This window comes from Hyalangium sp. (genome assembly GCF_045802625.1).
Lineage (GTDB): Bacteria > Myxococcota > Myxococcia > Myxococcales > Myxococcaceae > Hyalangium.
Map to the genome: position 1 here is coordinate 1 of NZ_JBJMQP010000141.1, position 18,532 is coordinate 18,532.

The 18,532-nt window shown below is 67.6% G+C and carries 14 protein-coding genes; 4 read left to right on the forward strand and 10 right to left on the reverse strand.

Features of this window, described 5'->3' with window-relative positions; translation table 11 throughout:
• A partial coding sequence (locus ACJ8AT_RS25695) for a Cof-type HAD-IIB family hydrolase (RefSeq protein WP_407740496.1) occupies positions 1-945 on the reverse strand: 945 nt, incomplete at its 3' end.
• A gap of 123 nt (positions 946-1,068) precedes the next feature.
• Between ACJ8AT_RS25695 and ACJ8AT_RS25700 the strand changes: the two genes are divergently transcribed.
• From ACJ8AT_RS25700 to ACJ8AT_RS25710, 3 genes are read left to right on the forward strand one after another with little or no spacing between them, the layout of a single operon-like run.
• The gene (locus tag ACJ8AT_RS25700; protein ID WP_407740497.1) at positions 1,069-2,259 is read left to right on the forward strand and encodes a class I fructose-bisphosphate aldolase; all 1,191 of its coding nucleotides are present in this window, start codon (positions 1,069-1,071) and stop codon (positions 2,257-2,259) included.
• A gap of 13 nt (positions 2,260-2,272) precedes the next feature.
• Positions 2,273-4,738 (forward strand): phosphoketolase, encoded by a 2,466-nt coding sequence (locus ACJ8AT_RS25705; RefSeq protein ID WP_407740539.1) that lies wholly within the window; start codon positions 2,273-2,275, stop codon positions 4,736-4,738.
• Between the two features lie 9 nt (positions 4,739-4,747).
• Positions 4,748-5,992, forward strand: a complete 1,245-nt coding sequence (locus tag ACJ8AT_RS25710) for an acetate/propionate family kinase (RefSeq protein WP_407740498.1) — start codon at positions 4,748-4,750, stop codon at positions 5,990-5,992.
• A 33-nt stretch (positions 5,993-6,025) separates the two neighbouring features.
• Here ACJ8AT_RS25710 and ACJ8AT_RS25715 read toward each other — a convergent pair whose 3' ends face one another.
• The 3 genes from ACJ8AT_RS25715 to ACJ8AT_RS25725 form a co-directional block, all read right to left on the reverse strand.
• The gene (locus ACJ8AT_RS25715; protein ID WP_407740499.1) at positions 6,026-7,459 is read right to left on the reverse strand and encodes an NAD(P)(+) transhydrogenase (Re/Si-specific) subunit beta; all 1,434 of its coding nucleotides are present in this window, start codon (positions 7,457-7,459) and stop codon (positions 6,026-6,028) included.
• Positions 7,456-9,066 (reverse strand): Re/Si-specific NAD(P)(+) transhydrogenase subunit alpha, encoded by a 1,611-nt coding sequence (locus ACJ8AT_RS25720; protein ID WP_407740500.1) that lies wholly within the window; start codon positions 9,064-9,066, stop codon positions 7,456-7,458. Before ACJ8AT_RS25720 ends, ACJ8AT_RS25715 begins: the two co-directional genes overlap by 4 nt.
• A gap of 174 nt (positions 9,067-9,240) precedes the next feature.
• Positions 9,241-9,861, reverse strand: coding sequence for a polymer-forming cytoskeletal protein (locus ACJ8AT_RS25725; protein ID WP_407740501.1), 621 nt, complete (start codon positions 9,859-9,861; stop codon positions 9,241-9,243).
• A 175-nt stretch (positions 9,862-10,036) separates the two neighbouring features.
• Between ACJ8AT_RS25725 and ACJ8AT_RS25730 the strand changes: the two genes are divergently transcribed.
• Complete coding sequence (locus ACJ8AT_RS25730) at positions 10,037-10,501, forward strand: hypothetical protein (protein ID WP_407740502.1); 465 nt, start codon at positions 10,037-10,039, stop codon at positions 10,499-10,501.
• A 30-nt stretch (positions 10,502-10,531) separates the two neighbouring features.
• Here ACJ8AT_RS25730 and ACJ8AT_RS25735 read toward each other — a convergent pair whose 3' ends face one another.
• The 6 genes from ACJ8AT_RS25735 to ACJ8AT_RS25760 all read right to left on the reverse strand — a co-directional run bounded on the left by ACJ8AT_RS25735 (position 10,532) and on the right by ACJ8AT_RS25760 (position 18,529).
• Positions 10,532-11,614, reverse strand: a complete 1,083-nt coding sequence (locus ACJ8AT_RS25735) for a peptidylprolyl isomerase (protein WP_407740503.1) — start codon at positions 11,612-11,614, stop codon at positions 10,532-10,534.
• A gap of 27 nt (positions 11,615-11,641) precedes the next feature.
• Complete coding sequence (locus ACJ8AT_RS25740; protein WP_407740504.1) at positions 11,642-12,844, reverse strand: hypothetical protein; 1,203 nt, start codon at positions 12,842-12,844, stop codon at positions 11,642-11,644.
• A 191-nt stretch (positions 12,845-13,035) separates the two neighbouring features.
• Complete coding sequence (locus ACJ8AT_RS25745; protein WP_407740505.1) at positions 13,036-14,823, reverse strand: two-component system sensor histidine kinase NtrB; 1,788 nt, start codon at positions 14,821-14,823, stop codon at positions 13,036-13,038.
• Between the two features lie 222 nt (positions 14,824-15,045).
• Positions 15,046-16,269, reverse strand: coding sequence for an HlyD family secretion protein (locus ACJ8AT_RS25750; RefSeq protein ID WP_407740506.1), 1,224 nt, complete (start codon positions 16,267-16,269; stop codon positions 15,046-15,048).
• 35 nt (positions 16,270-16,304) lie between these two features.
• Positions 16,305-17,909, reverse strand: a complete 1,605-nt coding sequence (locus tag ACJ8AT_RS25755; RefSeq protein ID WP_407740507.1) for a DHA2 family efflux MFS transporter permease subunit — start codon at positions 17,907-17,909, stop codon at positions 16,305-16,307.
• Positions 17,906-18,529 carry a TetR/AcrR family transcriptional regulator gene (locus ACJ8AT_RS25760; protein WP_407740508.1) on the reverse strand — a complete coding sequence of 208 codons (624 nt, stop codon included), beginning with the start codon at positions 18,527-18,529 and terminating at the stop codon, positions 17,906-17,908. Before ACJ8AT_RS25760 ends, ACJ8AT_RS25755 begins: the two co-directional genes overlap by 4 nt.
• Between the last annotated feature and the right edge of the window lie 3 nt (positions 18,530-18,532).

Here is an 18,532-nt window from a genome sequence, read left to right on the forward strand (position 1 = left end):
CCGTTGCCGCAGGTAGTGGTCGCACAGTTGCTTCCAGGCCTTGGCGTGGAGGTCGGCGGTTTGGGTGAGTACGCCATCGAGACCGAAGATGCAGGCGCGCGTGCGGGGCGGGAGCCCGAGCCTTGTCCGTGTGAGCGGTGGCTCGCCCAGGATGAAGGAATCGACCGCGTAGGCGAACCCGTCCTCGTCGTTGGAGCGCGTGACGTGGCGTGCAACGCGCTGGACCTCGGGGTTGGCGTTGCCCATGGCGATCCCAAGGCCGGCGGCGTTCAGCATCGGTATGTCGTTGGACATGTCACCGATGGTCGCGATCTCATCGAGGGGAAGCTGGAGGAGGCGCGCGGCCTCGCGCACGACCATGCCCTTGTTCGCTTCGGGGTGTGTGATGTCGAGATAATAGGGCGTCGATCGTGCCGCTGATGCATCGGTGCCCAGCCGCTGGCTGAGCTCGGCTTCGCAACGCTCGACCAACGCTCGATCCTCGCTCACGCCGACGATCTTGATGGGCGCGTCGAGCACGCTGTGCAGATCCTCGATCACGACCGGGTCGAACCCGACGTTGCTCCTCTCTCTCTCCACGCGGAACGCATCGGGTCTGCGGAGGAACCAATCGGCGCCCTGATACACCCAGACATCGAGCCCCGCCTGCAGCAGGTAGTCGACTGCCTGCCTGGCAACGTCGGGAGGAATGGTCCTCTGCACCAACACCGTCGTCAGATCATCGGGCTTGACGTACACGCCACCGTTGAAGCCGGCCAAGGGAGCTGTGAGCTGCAGCGGGGCGACCAGCGCTGCCAGCCCACGCGGTGGCCGCCCGCTGGTGATGGTGAACAGCACGCCGCTGGCGCGCAGCCGGGCGACTGCCTCGCATGTCCGGGCCGTGAGGACCTTGTCTCGCGTCACGAGGGTCCCGTCGACGTCCGCTATGAGCAATTTGATTGTCATGGCTGTCTCCAGCGCTCGCCCGCTCGCCGATGCAATCGCACGTCAGGCGCTGCCGCCTGATCAAGATGGCACTGTGAAATGGTACTGCAGCACGGCCAGCACCATCCGGCCCTCCGCTCCTTGGTGGCTCTGCGACTGGCCCATTTTTCGATCGGCACCTTGCAGGTTGTCGGGGCGACGGGGGGCCATCAGGTTTTTGCCAACGAATGGGAGGAGGACATGACGACAACGTCAAGCCTCGACGAGACCGCGCGAGCGATCGTTGCTGATGGGAAGGGCATTCTGGCGGCGGACGAGACAGTCCCTACGATCACGAAGCGCCTGACCGCCCGCGGGATCGAGTCGACCGCGGACAGTCGTCGCGACTACCGCGAGATGCTCTTCAGTACGCCCAATGTCGCCTCATTCATTGGCGGGGTCATCCTGCAAGACGAGACGATTCGACAGAAGAGCGTGACCGGCATACCGCTGATTGATCTGCTGGTAGACCGCGGCGTCATTCCAGGCATCAAGGTTGATGAGGGCGTGCACCCACTGGCCGGTGCGCCGGGAGAGTTCGTCACGGAAGGGCTCGACGGGCTCCGCAAGCGTCTCGAGGAGTACCACAACATGGGGGCGCGCTTCGCCAAGTGGCGCGCGGTCTTCATCATCCGCGATGGGCTGCCGACCGCGCGGTGTGTGCACGCAAACGCTCACGCGCTCGCGCGCTACGCCGCCCTCTGCCAGGAGCAGGGCCTGGTGCCGATTGTAGAGCCTGAAGTCCTGATGGATGGAGTGCACAGCCTCGAACGGTGCGAGGAAGTGACGGGGGTCGTGCTGCAAACGGTCTTCGATCAGCTCTTCGACCAGAAGGTGTCACTGGAGGGGATGTTGCTCAAACCCAACATGGTCATCGCCGGCCACGATTCCGGCAGGCAGGCCTCGGTGGAGGAGGTGGCGGTGGCGACCTTGCGCACCCTGACGCGGCACGTGCCGCCCGCGGTCCCAGGAGTTGTCTTCCTATCCGGAGGACAGAATCATGTCCTGGCGACCGAGCACCTCAACGCCATCAATCAGCTGGACAGCCCAAAGCCTTGGACGCTGAGCTACTCATACGGGCGCGCGCTACAGGACGAGGCGCTCGCGGCCTGGCAGGGCCGGCGCGAGAATGTGCCGGCCGGCCAGCGGGTGTTCTACCACCGCGCCCTATGCGATAGCGCGGCGGCCCTGGGCAGGTATCGCGGCGACATGGAGAGCGAAGAGGCCTTTGCCCAGACAGCGGTGCCGCCCGCAAGGGCCGGCGAACCAGGCTTTACGGACCAAACTCTACACTGACGGGAGACATGCCATGGCACACCCAGTAGGGACTACCGAGTCGGGGTTGGTAACGCCGTTGTCCGCCAAGGAGCAGGGCAGGGAAGCACCTCCATCCACCAAGGATCAAACCAAGGGCGGACCTCTTTCCGTCAGAGAACTGGAGCTGATGAACGCGTACTGGCGCGCGTGCAACTACCTCGCGGTGGGGATGATCTACCTCCAGGACAATCCGCTGCTGCGGAGGCCCCTGAAGCCGGAGGACGTGAAATATCGGTTGCTCGGCCACTGGGGCGCGAGCCCGGCGCTCTCGTTCTCCTGGGTCCATCTGAACCGGCTCATCGTCAATCATGACCTCGACATGATCTTCGTCGCCGGGCCAGGCCACGGCGCCCCGGGCGTGCTCGGGCCGGCGTACCTCGAGGGTGCCTACTCGGAGGTCTATCCGGACAAGAGCATGGACGAGGAGGGGATGCGGAAGTTCTTCAAGCAGTTCTCCTTCCCCGGTCACATTGGCAGCCATGTCACCCCGGAGACGCCGGGCTCCATCCATGAGGGCGGCGAGCTGGGCTACAGCCTCTCCCATGCGTACGGCATGGCCTTCGATAATCCCGACCTCATCGTCGCCTGCGTCGTGGGCGACGGGGAAGCGGAGACCGGGCCGCTCGCGACGGCATGGCACTCGAACAAGTTCATCAACCCTGTGCGAGATGGCGCCGTGCTGCCGATCCTGAACCTCAACGGCTACAAGATCGCCAACCCGACCATCCTCTCCCGCATCAGCCACGAGGAGCTGGAGTCCTTGTTTGTGGGCTACGGCTACAAGCCTTATTTCGTCGAAGGCAGCGATCCGGCCCTGATGCACCAGAAGATGGCCTGGACCCTGGAGCACGCCGTCGAGGAGATTCGAGACCTGCAAAGAGAGGCACGGAGATCGGGCACCGCGACGCGTCCGCGCTGGCCCATGATCGTTCTGCGCGCGCCCAAGGGGTGGACCGGACCGAAGGAGATGGAGGGGCACAAGCTGGAGGGCTTCTGGCGATCACACCAGGTTCCTTTCGCCCAGGTGCGGGAGAACCCGTCTCACTTGAAGGCTCTCGAGGAATGGATGCGCAGCTACCGGCCCGAGGAGCTGTTCGATGAGCGCGGAACGCTGATCCCCGAGCTCAGGGCGCTTCCGCCCAAAGGGAACCGGCGAATGAGCGCGAACCCGCACGCCAACGGCGGTGTGCTTCGCAAGGCCCTCAAGCTTCCCGACTTCCGCGCCTATGCAGTGAAGGTCGAAGCGCATGGCACCACGCTGCATGAGAACACGAAGCCCCTCGGCGATTATCTGCGTGACGTGATGCGAAACAACATGACGAGCTTCCGCGTCTTCGGCCCGGACGAGACCGCCTCGAACCGGCTCCAGGCCATCTACCAGGTGAGCAAGAAGACCTGGATGGCGGACCTGTTGCCGGAGGACGCCGACGGCGGCGAGCTCTCGCGTGACGGCCGCGTCATGGAGATGCTGTCGGAGCACACGTTGCTCGGCTGGCTCGAGGGTTATGTGCTCACGGGACGCCACGGCTTCTTCCACACGTACGAGGCGTTTGCCCACGTCGTCGACTCCATGTTCAACCAGCACGCCAAGTGGTTGGACATCAGCAAGAACCACGTGAAATGGAGAGCGTCCGTCGCTTCGGAGAACATCCTGCTCTCCTCGACGGTGTGGCGTCAGGACCACAACGGGTTCTCACATCAAGATCCGGGGTTCATTGATCTGGTGACCAACAAGTCCGCATCGGTCACGCGTATCTACCTGCCTCCGGACGCCAATACCCTGTTGGTGGTGGCGGACCAGTGTCTGCGCAGCACCGACTGCGTCAACGTCATCGTCGCCGACAAGCAGAAGCACCTGCAGTTCACCACCATGGACCAGGCCATCATCCATTGCGCCAAGGGCCTGGGCATCTGGAAGAGGGCCAGCACGGACGAGGACGCGGAGCCGGACGTCGTCTTGGCTTGCTGCGGCGACGTCGCCACGCAAGAGGCGCTGGCCGCCGCGGCGATCCTGCGCGAGCGCGCCCCGGGCTTGAAGCTGCGCTTCGTCAACGTCGTTGACCTGTTCAAGCTCCAGTTGGCGACGGATCATCCGCACGGGTCGTCCGAACGCGATCTCGAGAGCATCTTCACGGCGGACAAGCCCATCATCTTCAGCTTCCACGGATACTCATCGCTCATTCACAAGCTCACCTATCGTTTCAAGAACCACGACAACCTGCATGTGCATGGCTACAAGGAGAAAGGCAATATCAACACACCGTTCGAGCTGGCCATCCTGAACGAGACGTCTCGGTTCCATCTGGCCATCGACGTGATCGATCGCGTGCCGAAGCTGCGCGAGAAGGCGGGGCACCTGAAGGAGGAGCTGAGGAACGCGATCATCGACAACCTGACCTACGCGCACGAACACGGCCGGGATCGTCCTGAGATCGCCGACTGGACCTGGCCGGACTGAGGCTCGCACATGGGACGGCGGACTTTGGAAGAGAGAGACGGGCCGGGCGCGCTGCTGGTGCTCAACGCCGGTTCCTCGAGCCTGAAGTTCGCCGTCTTCGTCGATGAGACTCCCCCGCGTCTTCTCCTGCGAGGGGGGTTCGAGGAGATCTCGGCCCGTCCGCGGTTCGTGGCGCGCGCGGACGGCGCCATCATCGGCATGAAGGACTGGGCCCCCGGAACGCGGCTCGGGTACGACGGCGCCATCGACCATCTGTTCGCCTGGGGGCGAGGGGGAGTACTCGGCGGGCGTCATATCGAGGCCGTCGGACACCGGGTGGTGCATGGCGGCGCGCGTTTCTCCGGGCCCGCGCTCATTGACGCGGCGGTAGTGGCGGAGCTGGAGAAGCTCATTCCTCTAGCGCCGCTGCACCAACCCCACTGCCTGGGGGCGATCAAGGCCGTCACACAAGCGGCGCCATCCGTGGCGCAGGTCGCATGCTTCGATACCGCGTTTCACCGCACCCAACCGCCCGTGGCTCAGGCCTTCGCCTTGCCGCGCCGTTATGCCGAAGAGGGCATCCGCCGCTATGGGTTTCACGGGCTCTCCTACGAATACATTGCCTCCGCGCTCCCGAGCGCGGATCCCAGGGCCGCTGAAGGGCGTACGGTCGTCGCTCACCTCGGGAACGGCGCGAGCATGTGCGCCTTGCTCGAGGGACGCAGCGTGGCGACGACCATGGGCCTCTCCACATTGGATGGCCTCGTGATGGGCACCCGCTGCGGTTCGATGGATCCCGGCGTCCTGCTCTACTTGATTCAACAGCACGGCATGGACGCTCGGGCGCTGGAGCGGCTCCTCTACGAGCAATCAGGCCTGCTGGGCGTCTCCGGCGAATCCAGCGACATGCGAGAGCTCCTCGCCCGCGCCAGCCCCACCGCTGCCGAGGCGCTGGATCTGTTCGTTTATCGCATCGCTCGCGAGCTCGGCTCGCTGGCGGCGGCATTGCACGGGCTCGACGCCGTGGTCTTCACCGGCGGCATTGGTGAGCACGCCGCGCCGATCCGCGCACGGGTCTGTCGCGAGGCAAGCTGGCTCGGGCTGGAGCTGGATGAGGAGGCCAACGCTCGCGGAGATCCCTGCATCAGCAGGCCCGGCAGCCGTGTCTCTGTCTGGGTGATCCCCACGAATGAAGAGGCCATGATCGCCATCCACACCCGGCGCGTGCTGAGCGCAGCACATGAAGCGCTCAGTCCACAGCCTCACCCCGCTTGACGGGCCTTGTCGGCTCGATCCGGCCCGCTTTCGTTATGCCGCCTTGGACCTGCTGACCGAGGCCAGCAGCCCTTCGATGGACTTGCGCGCGTCGCCGAACAGCATGCGCGTGTTCTCCAGGAGGAAGAGCGGGTTGTCCACGCCAGCGTAGCCCGCGGCCATGCCGCGCTTGAGCACCACCACCAGCTTGGACTTCCACACCTCCAGCACCGGCATCCCGTAGATCGGGCTGGAGGCATCATCCAGCGCGCCCGGGTTGACGATGTCGTTGGCGCCGATCACCAGCACCACGTCCGTGGTCGCGAAGTCGCGGTTGATGTGCTCCATCTCCTGGACGATGTCATACGGCACGCCCGCCTCGGCGAGCAGCACGTTCATGTGCCCAGGCAGCCGGCCCGCCACCGGGTGGATGGCGAAGCGGACGTTGACGCCCTTCTCGCGCAGTTCGCGCGTGAGCTCCTCCACCACGTTCTGCGCACGAGCCACCGCCATGCCGTAGCCCGGCACGATGATGACGTTCTTCGCCGCGCTCAGCCGGGCGGATGTCTCGTCCGCGGAGATCTCCCGCACCTCGCCGGAGCGCGGCCCCTCGGAGGGCTTCACGTCCCCCGTGCCGAAGCCGCCGAAGACGACGTTCAGGATGGAGCGGTTCATCGCCCGGCACATGATGATGGACAGGATCGCGCCGCTGGCGCCCACCAGCGCCCCGGTGACGATGAGCAGATCATTGGCGAGCACGAAGCCCGCCGCCGCCGCCGCCCACCCCGAGTAGCTGTTGAGCAGCGACACCACCACCGGCATGTCCGCGCCGCCGATGGCCAGCACCAGGTGGATGCCCAGCAGGCCCGCCAGCACCGTCATGATCAGCAGCCACACCAGCCCAGCGCCCGGCCCGCTGGCCGTCGCGAAGGGCACCGCCAGACCGATGATGCCCGCGGCGATCGCGGCGTTGAGCGCGTGCCGGCCCGGCAGCAGCAGCGGCTTGCCGGAGAGGCTGCCGCGCAGCTTGGCCCACGCGATGATCGAGCCCGTGAAGGTGAGCGCGCCCACGGCCACGCCCACCCAGATCTCCACCATGGCGACGATGTGCGCCGCGCCCACCAGCTCGTGCGCGCCCGAGCGGGGCTCCAGATAGGACGAGATGCCCACCAGCACGGCGGCCAGGCCCACGAAGCTGTGGAGGATGGCGACCAGCTCCGGCATGCCCGTCATCTCCACCCGGCGCGCGAGCACCGAGCCGATGATCGAGCCCACCAGCACCGAGCCGATGAGCAGCGGCAGCCCGGCGCCGAACGTCTGCCCGGGGGCGATGAGCCAGGAGGCGGCGGCCACACCCACGGCCAGCGCCATGCCAATCATTCCGTACAGGTTGCCACGCGCGGCGGTCTCCTGCTTGGACAGGCCGCCGAGGCTGCGGATGAAGAGCACCCCTGACAGGAGGTACGCGATGGCGGTCACGCCGCTCATGAGCCACCTCCGGGCAGCTTCCGGAACATCTTCAGCATGCGTTGAGTCACGAAGAATCCGCCGGAGATGTTGATGGCGGCCACGAGCACGGCGAGCGCGCCCAGGATGGAGGCCAGATCCACATGTCCTCCTATCTGCAGCATGCCGCCGATGATGATGATGCCGCTGATGGCGTTGGTGACGCTCATCAGGGGTGTGTGCAGGGCCGGGGTGACGCTCCAGATGACCTGCCAGCCGACGAAGCACGCCAGGATGAAGACGGTGAAGTGCTTGAGGAAGTCCTCGGGAGCGAAGCGGCCCAGGACGAACAGGAGGCCAATGACAAACAGGCCGCCGATCGTGGTGCCCCAGGCGCGACGGCTCGGGGTCATGATGGCCTGCTGCTGGGGCTTCGCGTCCGCGGGCGGCGGCTTCGGGGCCGGCTTGGGCGCCGCGGCGGGGGAGGGCTCCTTGCGCGCCGGCGGAGGCAGCAGCTCGCCCCCGTGGGTGATGAGCGCCGGGCGCACCACGTCGTTCTCCAGATCGACGCGGAACTTCTCGCCCGCTCCCATCTCGGTGATCAGATGGACCAGGTTGTTGGCGAAGAAGCGGCTGGCGGTGCCGGCCATGCGGCTGGCCAGATCCGTGTAGCCGATGATCTTGATCCCGTTGAACTCGACGATCTCCCCCGGCTTGCAGAGCTCGCAGTTGCCGCCTTGCTCGGCGGCCATGTCCACCACGATCGAGCAGGGCTTGAGCTTGTCCACCACGTCCCGCGGCAGGAGGATCGGCGCTCGGGTGCCGGGCACCAGCGCGGTGGTGATGATGATGTCCACCTCCGCGGCTTGCTTGCGGAAGAGGGCCATCTCCGCCTCGATGAACTCCTTGCTCATCGTCTTGGCGTAGCCGCCTCCGCCCTCGCCGCTCTCCTGGAGCTCCACCTGGAGGAAGGTGGCGCCCAGGCTCTCGACCTGCTCCCGCGCGGCGGCGCGCACGTCGAAGGCTCGCACCTCCGCGCCCAGGGACTTGGCGGCGGCGATCGCGGCCAGCCCCGCCACTCCCGCGCCGATGATGAGCACGCGGGCCGGGGGAGCCGCTCCCGCGGCGGTGATCTGTGGACCGAAGAAGCCCTGGTAGTGCTGCGCGGCCTCGATCACGGCCCGGTAGCCGGCCAGGTTCGCCATGGAGCTGAGCACGTCCATCTTCTGGGCGCGCGTCACGCGAGGGATGCGCTCCAGGGCGATGGCGGACAGCTTGAGCGACTGGAGGACCGGGGGCAGCTCCGGGTGGCGCTCCGGCTGCAGGAGCGAGATGAGCGTGGTGCCAGGACGGGCCCGAGTGGCCTCTTCCGGCGTTGGGGGCCGGACCTTCACGACGACGTCGGCCGTCTTCCAGAGCGTGTCGGCCATCTCGGCGAGGCTTGCGCCCGCGGCGGCGTACGCCTCATCGGTGATGCCAGAGTCGGCGCCCGCGCCTTTCTCGACTTCAACCTCGAAGCCGAGCTCACGGAGCTTGCGAATGGACTCGGGGGTGGCGGCGACTCGCCGCTCACCGGGGAGGATCTCTCGAGGAACTCCAATACGAATTGACGGCCTCCTTGCCGAGGGGTGCGCGGAAGATAGCCGCAAAAAGCGGCGAGCCCTACGACAACAACCCGGCAGGTCCCAGGACGCCCGGCTGCCCTCAAGGCAGGCTCCTCGGCGATTTGAGGCCCCTCCGCTCTCTCCCTGGGCTGCTGGGAGACAGCCTCGGAGAGCGCTTAACGCCCTGCGTCGAGGCCCCAGGCCCGAGGCGAAGCGGGCCTACTCGTCGTGGTCATCATCATCGTCGTCATCGTCGTGGTCCGCGTCATCCTTGTCGTCATCGTTGAGGGAGAGCCGGCAATCGGAGTCCTTGAGGGCCTTCTCGAGGAAGCTCTTCGCGAGCTCATTGCCATTGAAGAAGAGGGAGAAGCTGACCTTGTCACCCTTGACGCTGGCCCCCTCATCCATGCGCAGGGTGCCGCCGAGCGCCACCGCATCCCCGTCCACCTGGGCCTGCTTCTGGAGGTGCAGCTCGCCTCCGAGCGCGACCGCATCCCCGTGGACTCTGGCGCCTTCCTCGATGGTGACCTTGCCGCGGACGGCGACGACGTCCTCGACCACCGCGCCCTTGCGGATCAGCACGTCCCCATCGACCGCCACCGCGTCCTTGATCTTCTCACCCGGGTTTACGATCAGGTTCATGCCCTGAACGGCGCGGCTGCCATCCTTGGCGTGGACCTCGCAGCGCACCTGGGGACTCTGTGACGTCTTGGGCGCCGGGGTGTCTTTGGCCGGAGCGCTCTGGGTGGCGGGAGGCTGTGGCTGGGCCGAGTCCTCCGCGAAGGCGGGAAGCGCCAGGAGGCTGGCGAGGGCCACGGCGGGAAGGAACATCGGGCGCATGGGCGGGCTCCGGAGAGAGGGGCTGTTCCTTCCCTACGAAGCACCTCCGCGCCTATTGCTGGCAAGCCTGCGGCAGACTTGGCCTTCTGAACAGAGGGTGGAGTGGTATGAGCAGGAACCCTGACGGCCCGAGGCGAGGGTACACTCGCGGCCTTCCTCCGCCCCGAGGTCTCTCATGCGTCTGCTGCTCGTCCTTGGCCTCCTGCTGTCCCTGGCCCCGTCCCAGGCCCTCGCCCAGTCCGCGGAGGATCCGGTGGAGACGGTGCGCGCCTTCTACGCGAAGGACAACATCCGCGCGTATGGCTTCTACTCGAAGCGGCTGAAGGGCTTGTTCGTCCGCGATGACAAGGCAGCCAAGAAGCGCGGAGACGGCCTCGGCAGTATCGACTTCGCCTTCTATGTGAACGGGCAGGACACCGAGGACGGATGGCAGAAGACCCTGCACCTGGAGCTGCTCAGCCGCCAGGACACGCGCGCCGAGGTCAAGGCGACCTTCAAGAACTTCACCCAGCAGGACCTGCGCTACAGCCTCGTCCTGGAGAAGGGCCGCTGGCTGATTGACGATGTCCGCTCGACCGGGCAGGACGCCTGGCAGTTGTCCAAGCTCTTCCAGCCCGCAGCGGGCGGCGGTTCGCCGTGAGCACTCCGTGAGCACTCCGTGAGCGGGAGCTCAGGCTCCCTCGAACTCGATCTTCGCCTTCTTCATGACGTAATCCACCGCCATGAGGTGCCAGGCCGCCTGCTCGAGGAGGGCCTGCTGCTGGGGCTCGGCCTTCAGCGAGGCGGCCACCTCGGCCGGTGACAGCCCCTGGGACTCGGCCTCCTCGCGCAACAGCTTCTCCACGTGCGCGGGGGTGAGCTGCAGGCCGTCCCGCTTGACGATCGCGCCCAGCGCCAGGGCGATGCGCAATCGCAGCTCCACCTCCTGGCGCAGGCCCTCGTCCTGGAGCCAGCTGTTGAGCGACTCCTCCTGCTCCTCGTCCGAGAAGTTCAGCTCCGCCACGGAGGCGCCCTCGCTGGCGCCCCAGCGGCGGCGGATCTCCTCGTCCACCAGCTCGCGAGGGATCTCCACCTGCGTGCGCCGGGCCACCTCGGTCAGCACCTGCTGCCGGGCCTGCAAGAGCAGCAGCTGGGTGTGCTCCTCCGTCATCTGCGCCACCACGCTCTGGGTGGCCTCTTCGATGGTCTTGCCGCGGCCAAAGGCCTGGAGGAACTCGGGGCTCTCCAGGTTCGGGTAGTTCACCTGACGTGCCGCCTGGATGTGGACCAGGAAGCGCGCGGGCGTGCCCCGCAGAGACTCGACGGGGTAGGTGTCCGGCAGGGTGAGGTCCACCACGAGCCCCTCGGTGGGCACCTGGCCGACGATCGCCTCGTACAGCCCGGGCAGCAGCGGCTCGGGCTCCATGGGCAGCCACACGTCCGTCTTCACGCTGAACGGAATGAGCTTCCCATTCGAGTAGCCCGCCAGGTTGAGCAGCACCTCGTCTCCCCAGGCGATCGGCTCGGTGGGCAGGCGCGGGCGCTCGGCGGCGAAGGGGCGCGCCAGCTCCAGGAAGCGCTCGCGAACCTCGTCCGCGGTGAAGCCCTCGGGGGCGGGGACCTTGACGGCCAGTCCCTCCAGCGAGGGGGCTTGCACCGGCGGCAACTCCACCGGCTGCCCCCGCGCGGCCTGCTTCGCGGGGGGCACGTACAGGGGCACCTCGAGGGGCTTCCTGCCGGAGGGGGTTGTCGAGCCGTTCTTCTTCGAATCCATTCCGTGCGCTCCCTGGCGCCGAGTCTACTACCAGCCGCTGAAGATCTTCTTCGCGCCGTCAGCGATGGCCGAGCCTACCTTCTTCGCGCCATCGGCGACGGCCGAGCCTACCTTCGAAGCGACGTTCTTGATGGCCCCGAAGTTCTCGATGGCCATGCCCACGGCCGTGGAGGCGACGGAGACGGCCGCGCCCACCTGCGACACGATGGGGATGTTGGTGGCGGCGGCCACCGAGCCCAGGGCGGTGATGCCCGAGGTCACCTTGGCGGCGATGCTCGCCTTGGGATCGGTGATCGTCTTGACGGCGATGCCCACGTCCAGCGCGGCGATGGCCACGTTGACGCCGGGGGCGAAGCGGCCCGCCAGCTTGGCGGCGGTGCCAGCGCCCTTGGCGGCGACCTCGGCGCCCTTGGTGGCGGCCTCGGCCGTCTTGAGCGCGGTGGCCACGCCCTTGGCGTCGCCGCCCAGCGCCAGCGCGCCGGTCTTGATGATGTTGGCGTCGAGCTTGCCGGCCAGCTTGGCGGCGGCCTCACCGGGCAGCTTGCCCAGCAGGCTGGAGGCACCCGACTTGAGCGTGGTGCCCAGCTTGCCCAGGAAGCCCGTGGACTTGGCCGCATGGGTGAGCACGTCCAGCTTGGTGAAGTCCTTGCCCAGGTGGACGGCCTCGGCGGCCGACTTGGCAATGGTCTTGCTCAGCTTGCTGCCGTCGCCCACGGCGGCCAGCGCGGCCTTCTCCACGCTCTTGAGGCCCAGGTGCGACTCGATGGCGGCGGCGGTGGCCAGGCCGCCCTTGACGGTGTTCACGGCGCTCTTGGCGGTGCTCAGCACGCCGCCGGCGATCTGGTGCCCGTCACCGCTCTTGATGCCGGCGATGGTGTTCTTGATGCCGGAGACGATGCCGAACGCGCCGCCCACCGCGCCGCCGGCGCTCTTGAGGATGCCGAACGTGCCCACGCCCGAGGCCACCGCGGCCTTGGTCCCCGTCTCCACGGCGCCCTTGTGCCAGTTCTTCGCCGCGTCCTTGAGCGAGCTGAAGAAGCGGCCCGCGCTGGAGGCGAAAGAGGGCTTGGCGCTGGCCGCCTGGCTCGCCATCCCGTCCTTCACCGGGGCCGGCGAGCTCTTGGCCGGCGCGGTGTTGGTGCGCTGAACCTGCGGCTTGGGCTCAGGGCGCTGCACAGGGGCGGTGTTGGCGCGGGTGAGCCGGGAGCGGTTGTCGATGGGCGAGGTCATGGGAGCCTCCTACGGGCGGCGGGGCGCACGAAGCGGATGGGGAGTCTAGAACGAAGGGTGCCCGGCAAACCAGGGTTTGCCGGAAATGGGAACGGCTTGATGGAGTTATCGGGCGTACCCCGCAAAAGTTGCGCCCCTCTGTCTCCGAGGGGCGCCACCGGCAGGGTGGGGAGTTCCCGGGCTCCTCCCGCTCAGGACTCGGGCCCCGCCGCCAGCGGCAGCTCGAGGGTGAAGGTGGCTCCCTGCCCGGGGCCGGGGCTGGAGCAGGTCAGCCGCCCCTGGAGCTCCGCGGCGGCCAGGGCGCTGATGTGCAGGCCGAAGCCATGGCCTGTCTTCTTGGTGGTGAAGCCCTGCGTGAAAAGGCGCGTCAGGTTCTCCGGCGCGATGCCCACGCCGTTGTCCGTCACCTCGATGAGCACCCGCCCGCCGTCCGGATCCCGCCGGATGCCGATGCTCAGCCGCTTGTCCTCCCGTGGGCTCTCCATCAAGGCGTGGCGCGCGTTGCTCAGCAGGTTGACGAGGATCTGCAGCAGCTTGTGCCGGTCCACCGAGAGGGGAGGCACCGAGGCATAGTCGCGCTCGATGCGGATGCCCAACTGCTCGAAGGACGCGGCGTGCAGGCGCAGTGCCTCATCGATGAGTGCGGGCATGGCCACCTCCTCCCTCATGCCCGCGGTGCTCGCGTGCCGCTGCTGCATGCTGACGATGGACTTGATGTGATCCACCCCCTCGCTCAAGGCGCGCATCTCCTGGAGCAGGGCGTCGCGCTCCTCTTGCAACTGCTCGGACACGGCCGTGAGGTAGTCCGGGAGCTTCTGGCCCCGCGGATCCTGGGTGAGGAAGGAGGGGACGTCGGCGGTGTGCTCGCGCAGGAGCTGGACGGCCCTGGCCAGGTTGGAGACGCGCGACTGGCGGAGCCGGTCCATGACCAGGCCGGTGGAGATGTTGACGCTGTTGAGGGTGTTGCCCACGTTGTGGAGCACGCCGGTGGCCACCTCCGCCATGCCCGCCTGCCGGGACACATCCACCAGCGTGCGGTGCAGCTCCCCCAGCCGGGCCTCGGCCTCCTTACGGGAGGTGATGTCCCGCGCGAAGACCGTCATCCCCACCGGCTGGCTGTCCGTGTCCAGCAGGGGGCTGAGGCTGATGTCCATGAGGCGGCGTGAGCCCTGCACCTCGTACTCGTCCTCGAACCGCGCGCGCTGCCCGGCGTGCACCTTGGCCACGTAGGGAGCCCAGCGCTGTTGGCGCTCCGGCTCCTCCATCCAGAAGCGCTGGCCCACCACGGGCGCCTTGCCGAAGCATTGGAGGTGAAACTGCCGCGCCGCGGAGTTGGTGGCAATCAGCCGGCCCTGCCTGTCCAGGGAGAGCACCGGATCATCCGTGCTCTCCAGCAGGTTGCTGAGCTTGTTCTCGCTCTGCTGCAGGGCCTTCAGCGTCCGCTCGAGCGAGCTTTGGGCGGAGTCCCGCGCCAGGTTGTGCAGCGTGCCCACGCCCCAGGCGCCCAGCAGGCACAGGCCGGAGAACACGTGCATGAACCAGAACAGGCCCGGGGTGGGGATCGACAGGGAGAGCCCGGCGAGGGTGAAGTAGGTCGGGTAGCCCACGGAGAGGGTCCCGAGCACGAGCAGGGTGACGAAGAGCCCCACGCGAGCGCCCGCCAGGTACACGGCGATGACGGGGATCAGCGTGACGATGGCGTGGGTGCTGGCAAAGGGTGTATCGCCCTGCAGGCATGCGGATACGACCGAGAGCGTCATGCCCGTCAACATGAGGGCCGCGGGCGGCTGGACGGTGGCGGCCCTGCGCGCCAGGAACAGGACGCCCACGTAGAGCAGACTGGCGATGAGTGGAGGAGAGGTGGGCTGGCCTGTGCAGAAGGCCCCCAGCGTGTAGAGCAGGTTGAACAGGACCAGGAAGCAGGCGGCTCCCACCAGGAGCCGGTAGCGGACGAGATCCGCCGGCAATGCCTTGCGCAAGGACTCCGAGAGCAGGGAGTCCAGCCACGTCAGGAGCCAGGGGCGAGGGAGTTCCTGGCCAGGGGAGGGGGGAGGTACAACCGGGGTTGCTGATGCAGAAGGGAGGGTGGCCATGTCCGGGCACGTGGGCGGGGAGACCCGACATCCGCCGTGTGCCCGGAGATTGTGCTCAGGGATGCACGCCGCTTCAAAGGGGGCGATGGTGCCGAATTCTCCAGCGCCTTACTTGCCGGCGGAGCCGACGTACACCGTCACGTCCGCGGACAGGCCCGCGCGCAGCGGCACATCCGGCGGCTTGTTCCATGCAATGCGCACCGGCACGCGCTGCACCACCTTCACGAAGTTGCCGGACGCATTGTCGGGAGGCAGCATCGAGAAGCGGGCGCCGGTGCCAGCCGAGAGGCTCTCCACCCGGCCCTCCAGCTCGTGGCCCGGGAATGCGTCCACCGACACCTTCACCCGATCGCCCGGGTGCATGCCGCCGATCTGCGTCTCCTTGAAGTTGGCCACCACATACGTCTCCGAGGGCACCAGCTCCGCCACCGGCGTGCCCGGGCTGACGAGCTGGCCAATGTGGACGTTGAGCTTCGATACCACGCCATCCGTCGGCGCGACGATCTTCGTGTAGCGCAGCTGGTTCTCCGCCAGCACCAGGGCCGCCTCGGCCGCCTTCACCCGGGCGTCGGCCAGCTCGGTGGCCGCGTGCGCCGCCGCCACCTGCGCGTCCACGTTCTCCGTCTGCGCGACGCGGCCCTCTGCCTCGGCCACCTTCGAGACCGCTCCGCGCTTGGCCTCCTGCGCGGCCAGCAGGTTCGCGTTGGCCTGCGCGAGCGCGGCCTGGGCCGTGTCGTACGCCGCCTGCGTGTTGTCGAGCTGCTGCTGGGAGATCGCCCCCGCCTCATTCAGCTGCTTGAAGCGGCCCAGCTCCACCTCGGTGCGGTGGGCATCCGACTTCGCGCGAGCCAGCGCCGCCTCGGCCGCGGCCACCTGGGCGTCCGCGCTCGACACGGCCACCGAGGAGCCGGACAGCACCGCCTGCGCGCTGTGGAAGCCGCCCTTCGCGGTCGCGTTGGAGACCTGCTCCTGCGCGTGCGCGGCGGTGGCCTGGGCCTTCGCCGTGGCCAGCTCGGCCTGGGCCTGGGTCAGCCGGGCTTGGATGTCCACGGGATCCAGCACCACCAGGACATCGCCCGCCTTCACCGTCTGGTTGTCCTTCACGGGGACATTGAGCACCGTGCTGCCGACCCGGGCGGACATGGGGACCACGTCCGCTTCAATCTGCGCGTCGTCGGTGTTCACCTGGCCATGGGTGAACAGCGAGTAGCCGCCGATGGCGAGGAGCACCGCGACGGCGATGCCTCCCAGCACGAAGAACGCGCGGCGTCCCTTCGCGGCACGGCTGGCGGCCGCGGACGGGGCCGAGGGAAGGGCAGTGGGAGCCGTCAAGGGTTGGGATGCAGTGGCTTCGGTTGTCATGGAGATCAGGCCTCGAGGTGAACGTCAGCGACCTTGCCGCTGGGGTCGTATTTGAGGAAGACGAGCAGTGGCAGCACCAGCAGGAACAGGATGCCGGCCAGCAGGAAGAGCTTGTCGAAGGAGAGGACCATCGACTGGCGCGTGGCCTCTCCGTAGAGGCTGGCGAGCGCGGCCTGGTGCGCGCTCTGCGCATCGAAGCCCCGCCCCATCAGCCCCTGTTGCACCATCGCCAGCCGCTGCTGGACGAGGGGATTCGTCTCGGTCACGTGCGCGCCGATCCCGGCGCGGGCGATCGTCGCGTTGTGGCCGATCAGCGTTCCGAAGATGGCCAGGCCGATCGCGCCTCCGAGCTGCCGCAGCAGCGAGTTGAGCCCCGTGGCATCCGGCAGCAGGTGCTTGGGGACGTTCGACAGCGCGATCGTGGTCAGCGGCACGAAGAGGCACGCGAACCCGAAGCCCTGGAACGCCAGGGCGGCAACCACCTGCCCCGAGCCTGATTGGAGCGTCAGGTGGCTCATCTCCCAGGAGCCGTACGCCACCAGGAAGATCCCCGCGGCGATGACCAGGCGCGGGGAGATCTTGTTATAGACGCGCCCCACCAGCGGGACGGCCACCATCATCACCAGCACGCGCGGCATGAGGGCGATGCCTGACTGAGTCGCGGTGAACCCGAGCAGCTCCTGCATGAAGATGGGCAGCAGGAACATGTTGGCCATCAGCATGGCGAACATGAGGCCGCCGATGACGGTGCCCGACAGGAACACCGGATCCCGGAACAGCCGCACGTTCACCGCCGGGGCGGGCGCCGTGAGCTCGCGGATGATGAGCGCGGCCAGCGTGAAGACCGCGACCAGGAAGCACGTGGTGATGAGCGTGGACTCGAACCAGTCGTGCGCGGAGCCCTCCTCGAGGAAGTAGCAGAGCGTGGACATGGACACGGCGAGCAGGCCAATGCCCCACCAGTCGATGTTCCGGCGCTGCGCCGCGGCCATCTGCTGGTTGGCGGCGCGGATGGCCGGATCCTCGTGCACGAAGCTGGCGACCATGAACAGGCCCAGCACGCCGATCGGCAGGTTGATGAAGAAGATCCACGACCAGTGCCAGTGATCGACGATGTAGCCACCCAGCGTGGGGCCGATCGCCGGCCCCAGCATGACGGCCATGCCGAACAGGGCCATCGCCATGCCCTGCTCCTTGGGCGGGAACGTCTGGCGGAGGATGGCCTGCTCCGTGGGCTGGAGCGCGCCGGCGCCCAGCCCTTGCAGGACTCGGAAGAAGACCAGCGCGGGCAGGGAGGTCGCCACACCGCAGAGCGCGGAGCCCGCCAGGAAGAGGACGAGGCAGAACAGGTAGACGTTCTTCTGTCCGAACAGGCGCCCGAGGAAGCCGGTGAGCGGCATGACGAGCACCAGCGCGATGGCGTAGGCGGTGCTGATCCAGGTGATCTCCTGGACGGTGGCGCCCACGGCGCCGCGGATGTGCGGCAGCGCCACGTTCACGATCGACGCGTCAATGGCACCCATCAGCGTGCCGAACGAGATCGAGATCGTGACGAGCCACTTGTTGACGGGGGGCCGGGCCGGGCCCGCGGCGGTGACGGCAGCACTCATGTCCGGGTACCTGCGCCTTCCAGAAAGATTCGAACCATGGACTCGACCAGCTCCGGCGAGAGAGGCAGCGTCTCGTCCCATGTGGACTGCATGAACAGGCCTCGGAGGAAGCCCAGCAGGAGGGGGGCGTAGAGCGCCGAGTCCTGTGGCCGGAGCGCTCCTTGCTCGAGCCCCCGGTCCACGAGCTGCTGATAGCGCGCGGTGACCTCCTTGAGCGCCGCCTGGCTGCGCAAGCGCCCTTTGCCCCCGCGCATCTCGTCCTCGGCCAGCATGGTGAACAGCGCCCGGTGCTCGATGAAGTTCTCCACCGTCGCGCGCAGGAACTCGGTGAGCTGCTCCCGGAAGGGCGCCGAGCGCGTGCGCTCCAGCACTTCGTCCAGCCGCGCCCGCGACTTCTGGCGCTTCTCATCCAGCAGCGCCTGGAGCAGGGCCTCGCGATCCTCGAAGTGGTTGTAGAGCGTGCCCACCGACACGCCGGCCGCGAGCGCGATCTCCTCCATCTTCGCCGCCCCCAGGCCGCGCAAGCCGAACACGCGTTGGGCCGCGGCCAGGATCTCTCCTCGGACGGCTTCCCGGAGGCGTTCCTTGAGGGGCCGTTCGGATTTTGAACGCGGATTCATTTC

Coding starts and splice junctions, on each gene's coding strand:
- ACJ8AT_RS25705 (WP_407740539.1), top strand. CDS start 2,273: ATGGCACACCCAGTAGGGACTACCGAGTCGGGGTTGGTAACGCCGTTG.
- ACJ8AT_RS25710 (WP_407740498.1), top strand. CDS start 4,748: ATGGGACGGCGGACTTTGGAAGAGAGAGACGGGCCGGGCGCGCTGCTG.
- ACJ8AT_RS25715 (WP_407740499.1), bottom strand. CDS start 7,459: ATGAGCGGCGTGACCGCCATCGCGTACCTCCTGTCAGGGGTGCTCTTC.
- ACJ8AT_RS25725 (WP_407740501.1), bottom strand. CDS start 9,861: ATGCGCCCGATGTTCCTTCCCGCCGTGGCCCTCGCCAGCCTCCTGGCG.
- ACJ8AT_RS25730 (WP_407740502.1), top strand. CDS start 10,037: ATGCGTCTGCTGCTCGTCCTTGGCCTCCTGCTGTCCCTGGCCCCGTCC.
- ACJ8AT_RS25735 (WP_407740503.1), bottom strand. CDS start 11,614: ATGGATTCGAAGAAGAACGGCTCGACAACCCCCTCCGGCAGGAAGCCC.
- ACJ8AT_RS25740 (WP_407740504.1), bottom strand. CDS start 12,844: ATGACCTCGCCCATCGACAACCGCTCCCGGCTCACCCGCGCCAACACC.
- ACJ8AT_RS25755 (WP_407740507.1), bottom strand. CDS start 17,909: ATGAGTGCTGCCGTCACCGCCGCGGGCCCGGCCCGGCCCCCCGTCAAC.
- ACJ8AT_RS25760 (WP_407740508.1), bottom strand. CDS start 18,529: ATGAATCCGCGTTCAAAATCCGAACGGCCCCTCAAGGAACGCCTCCGG.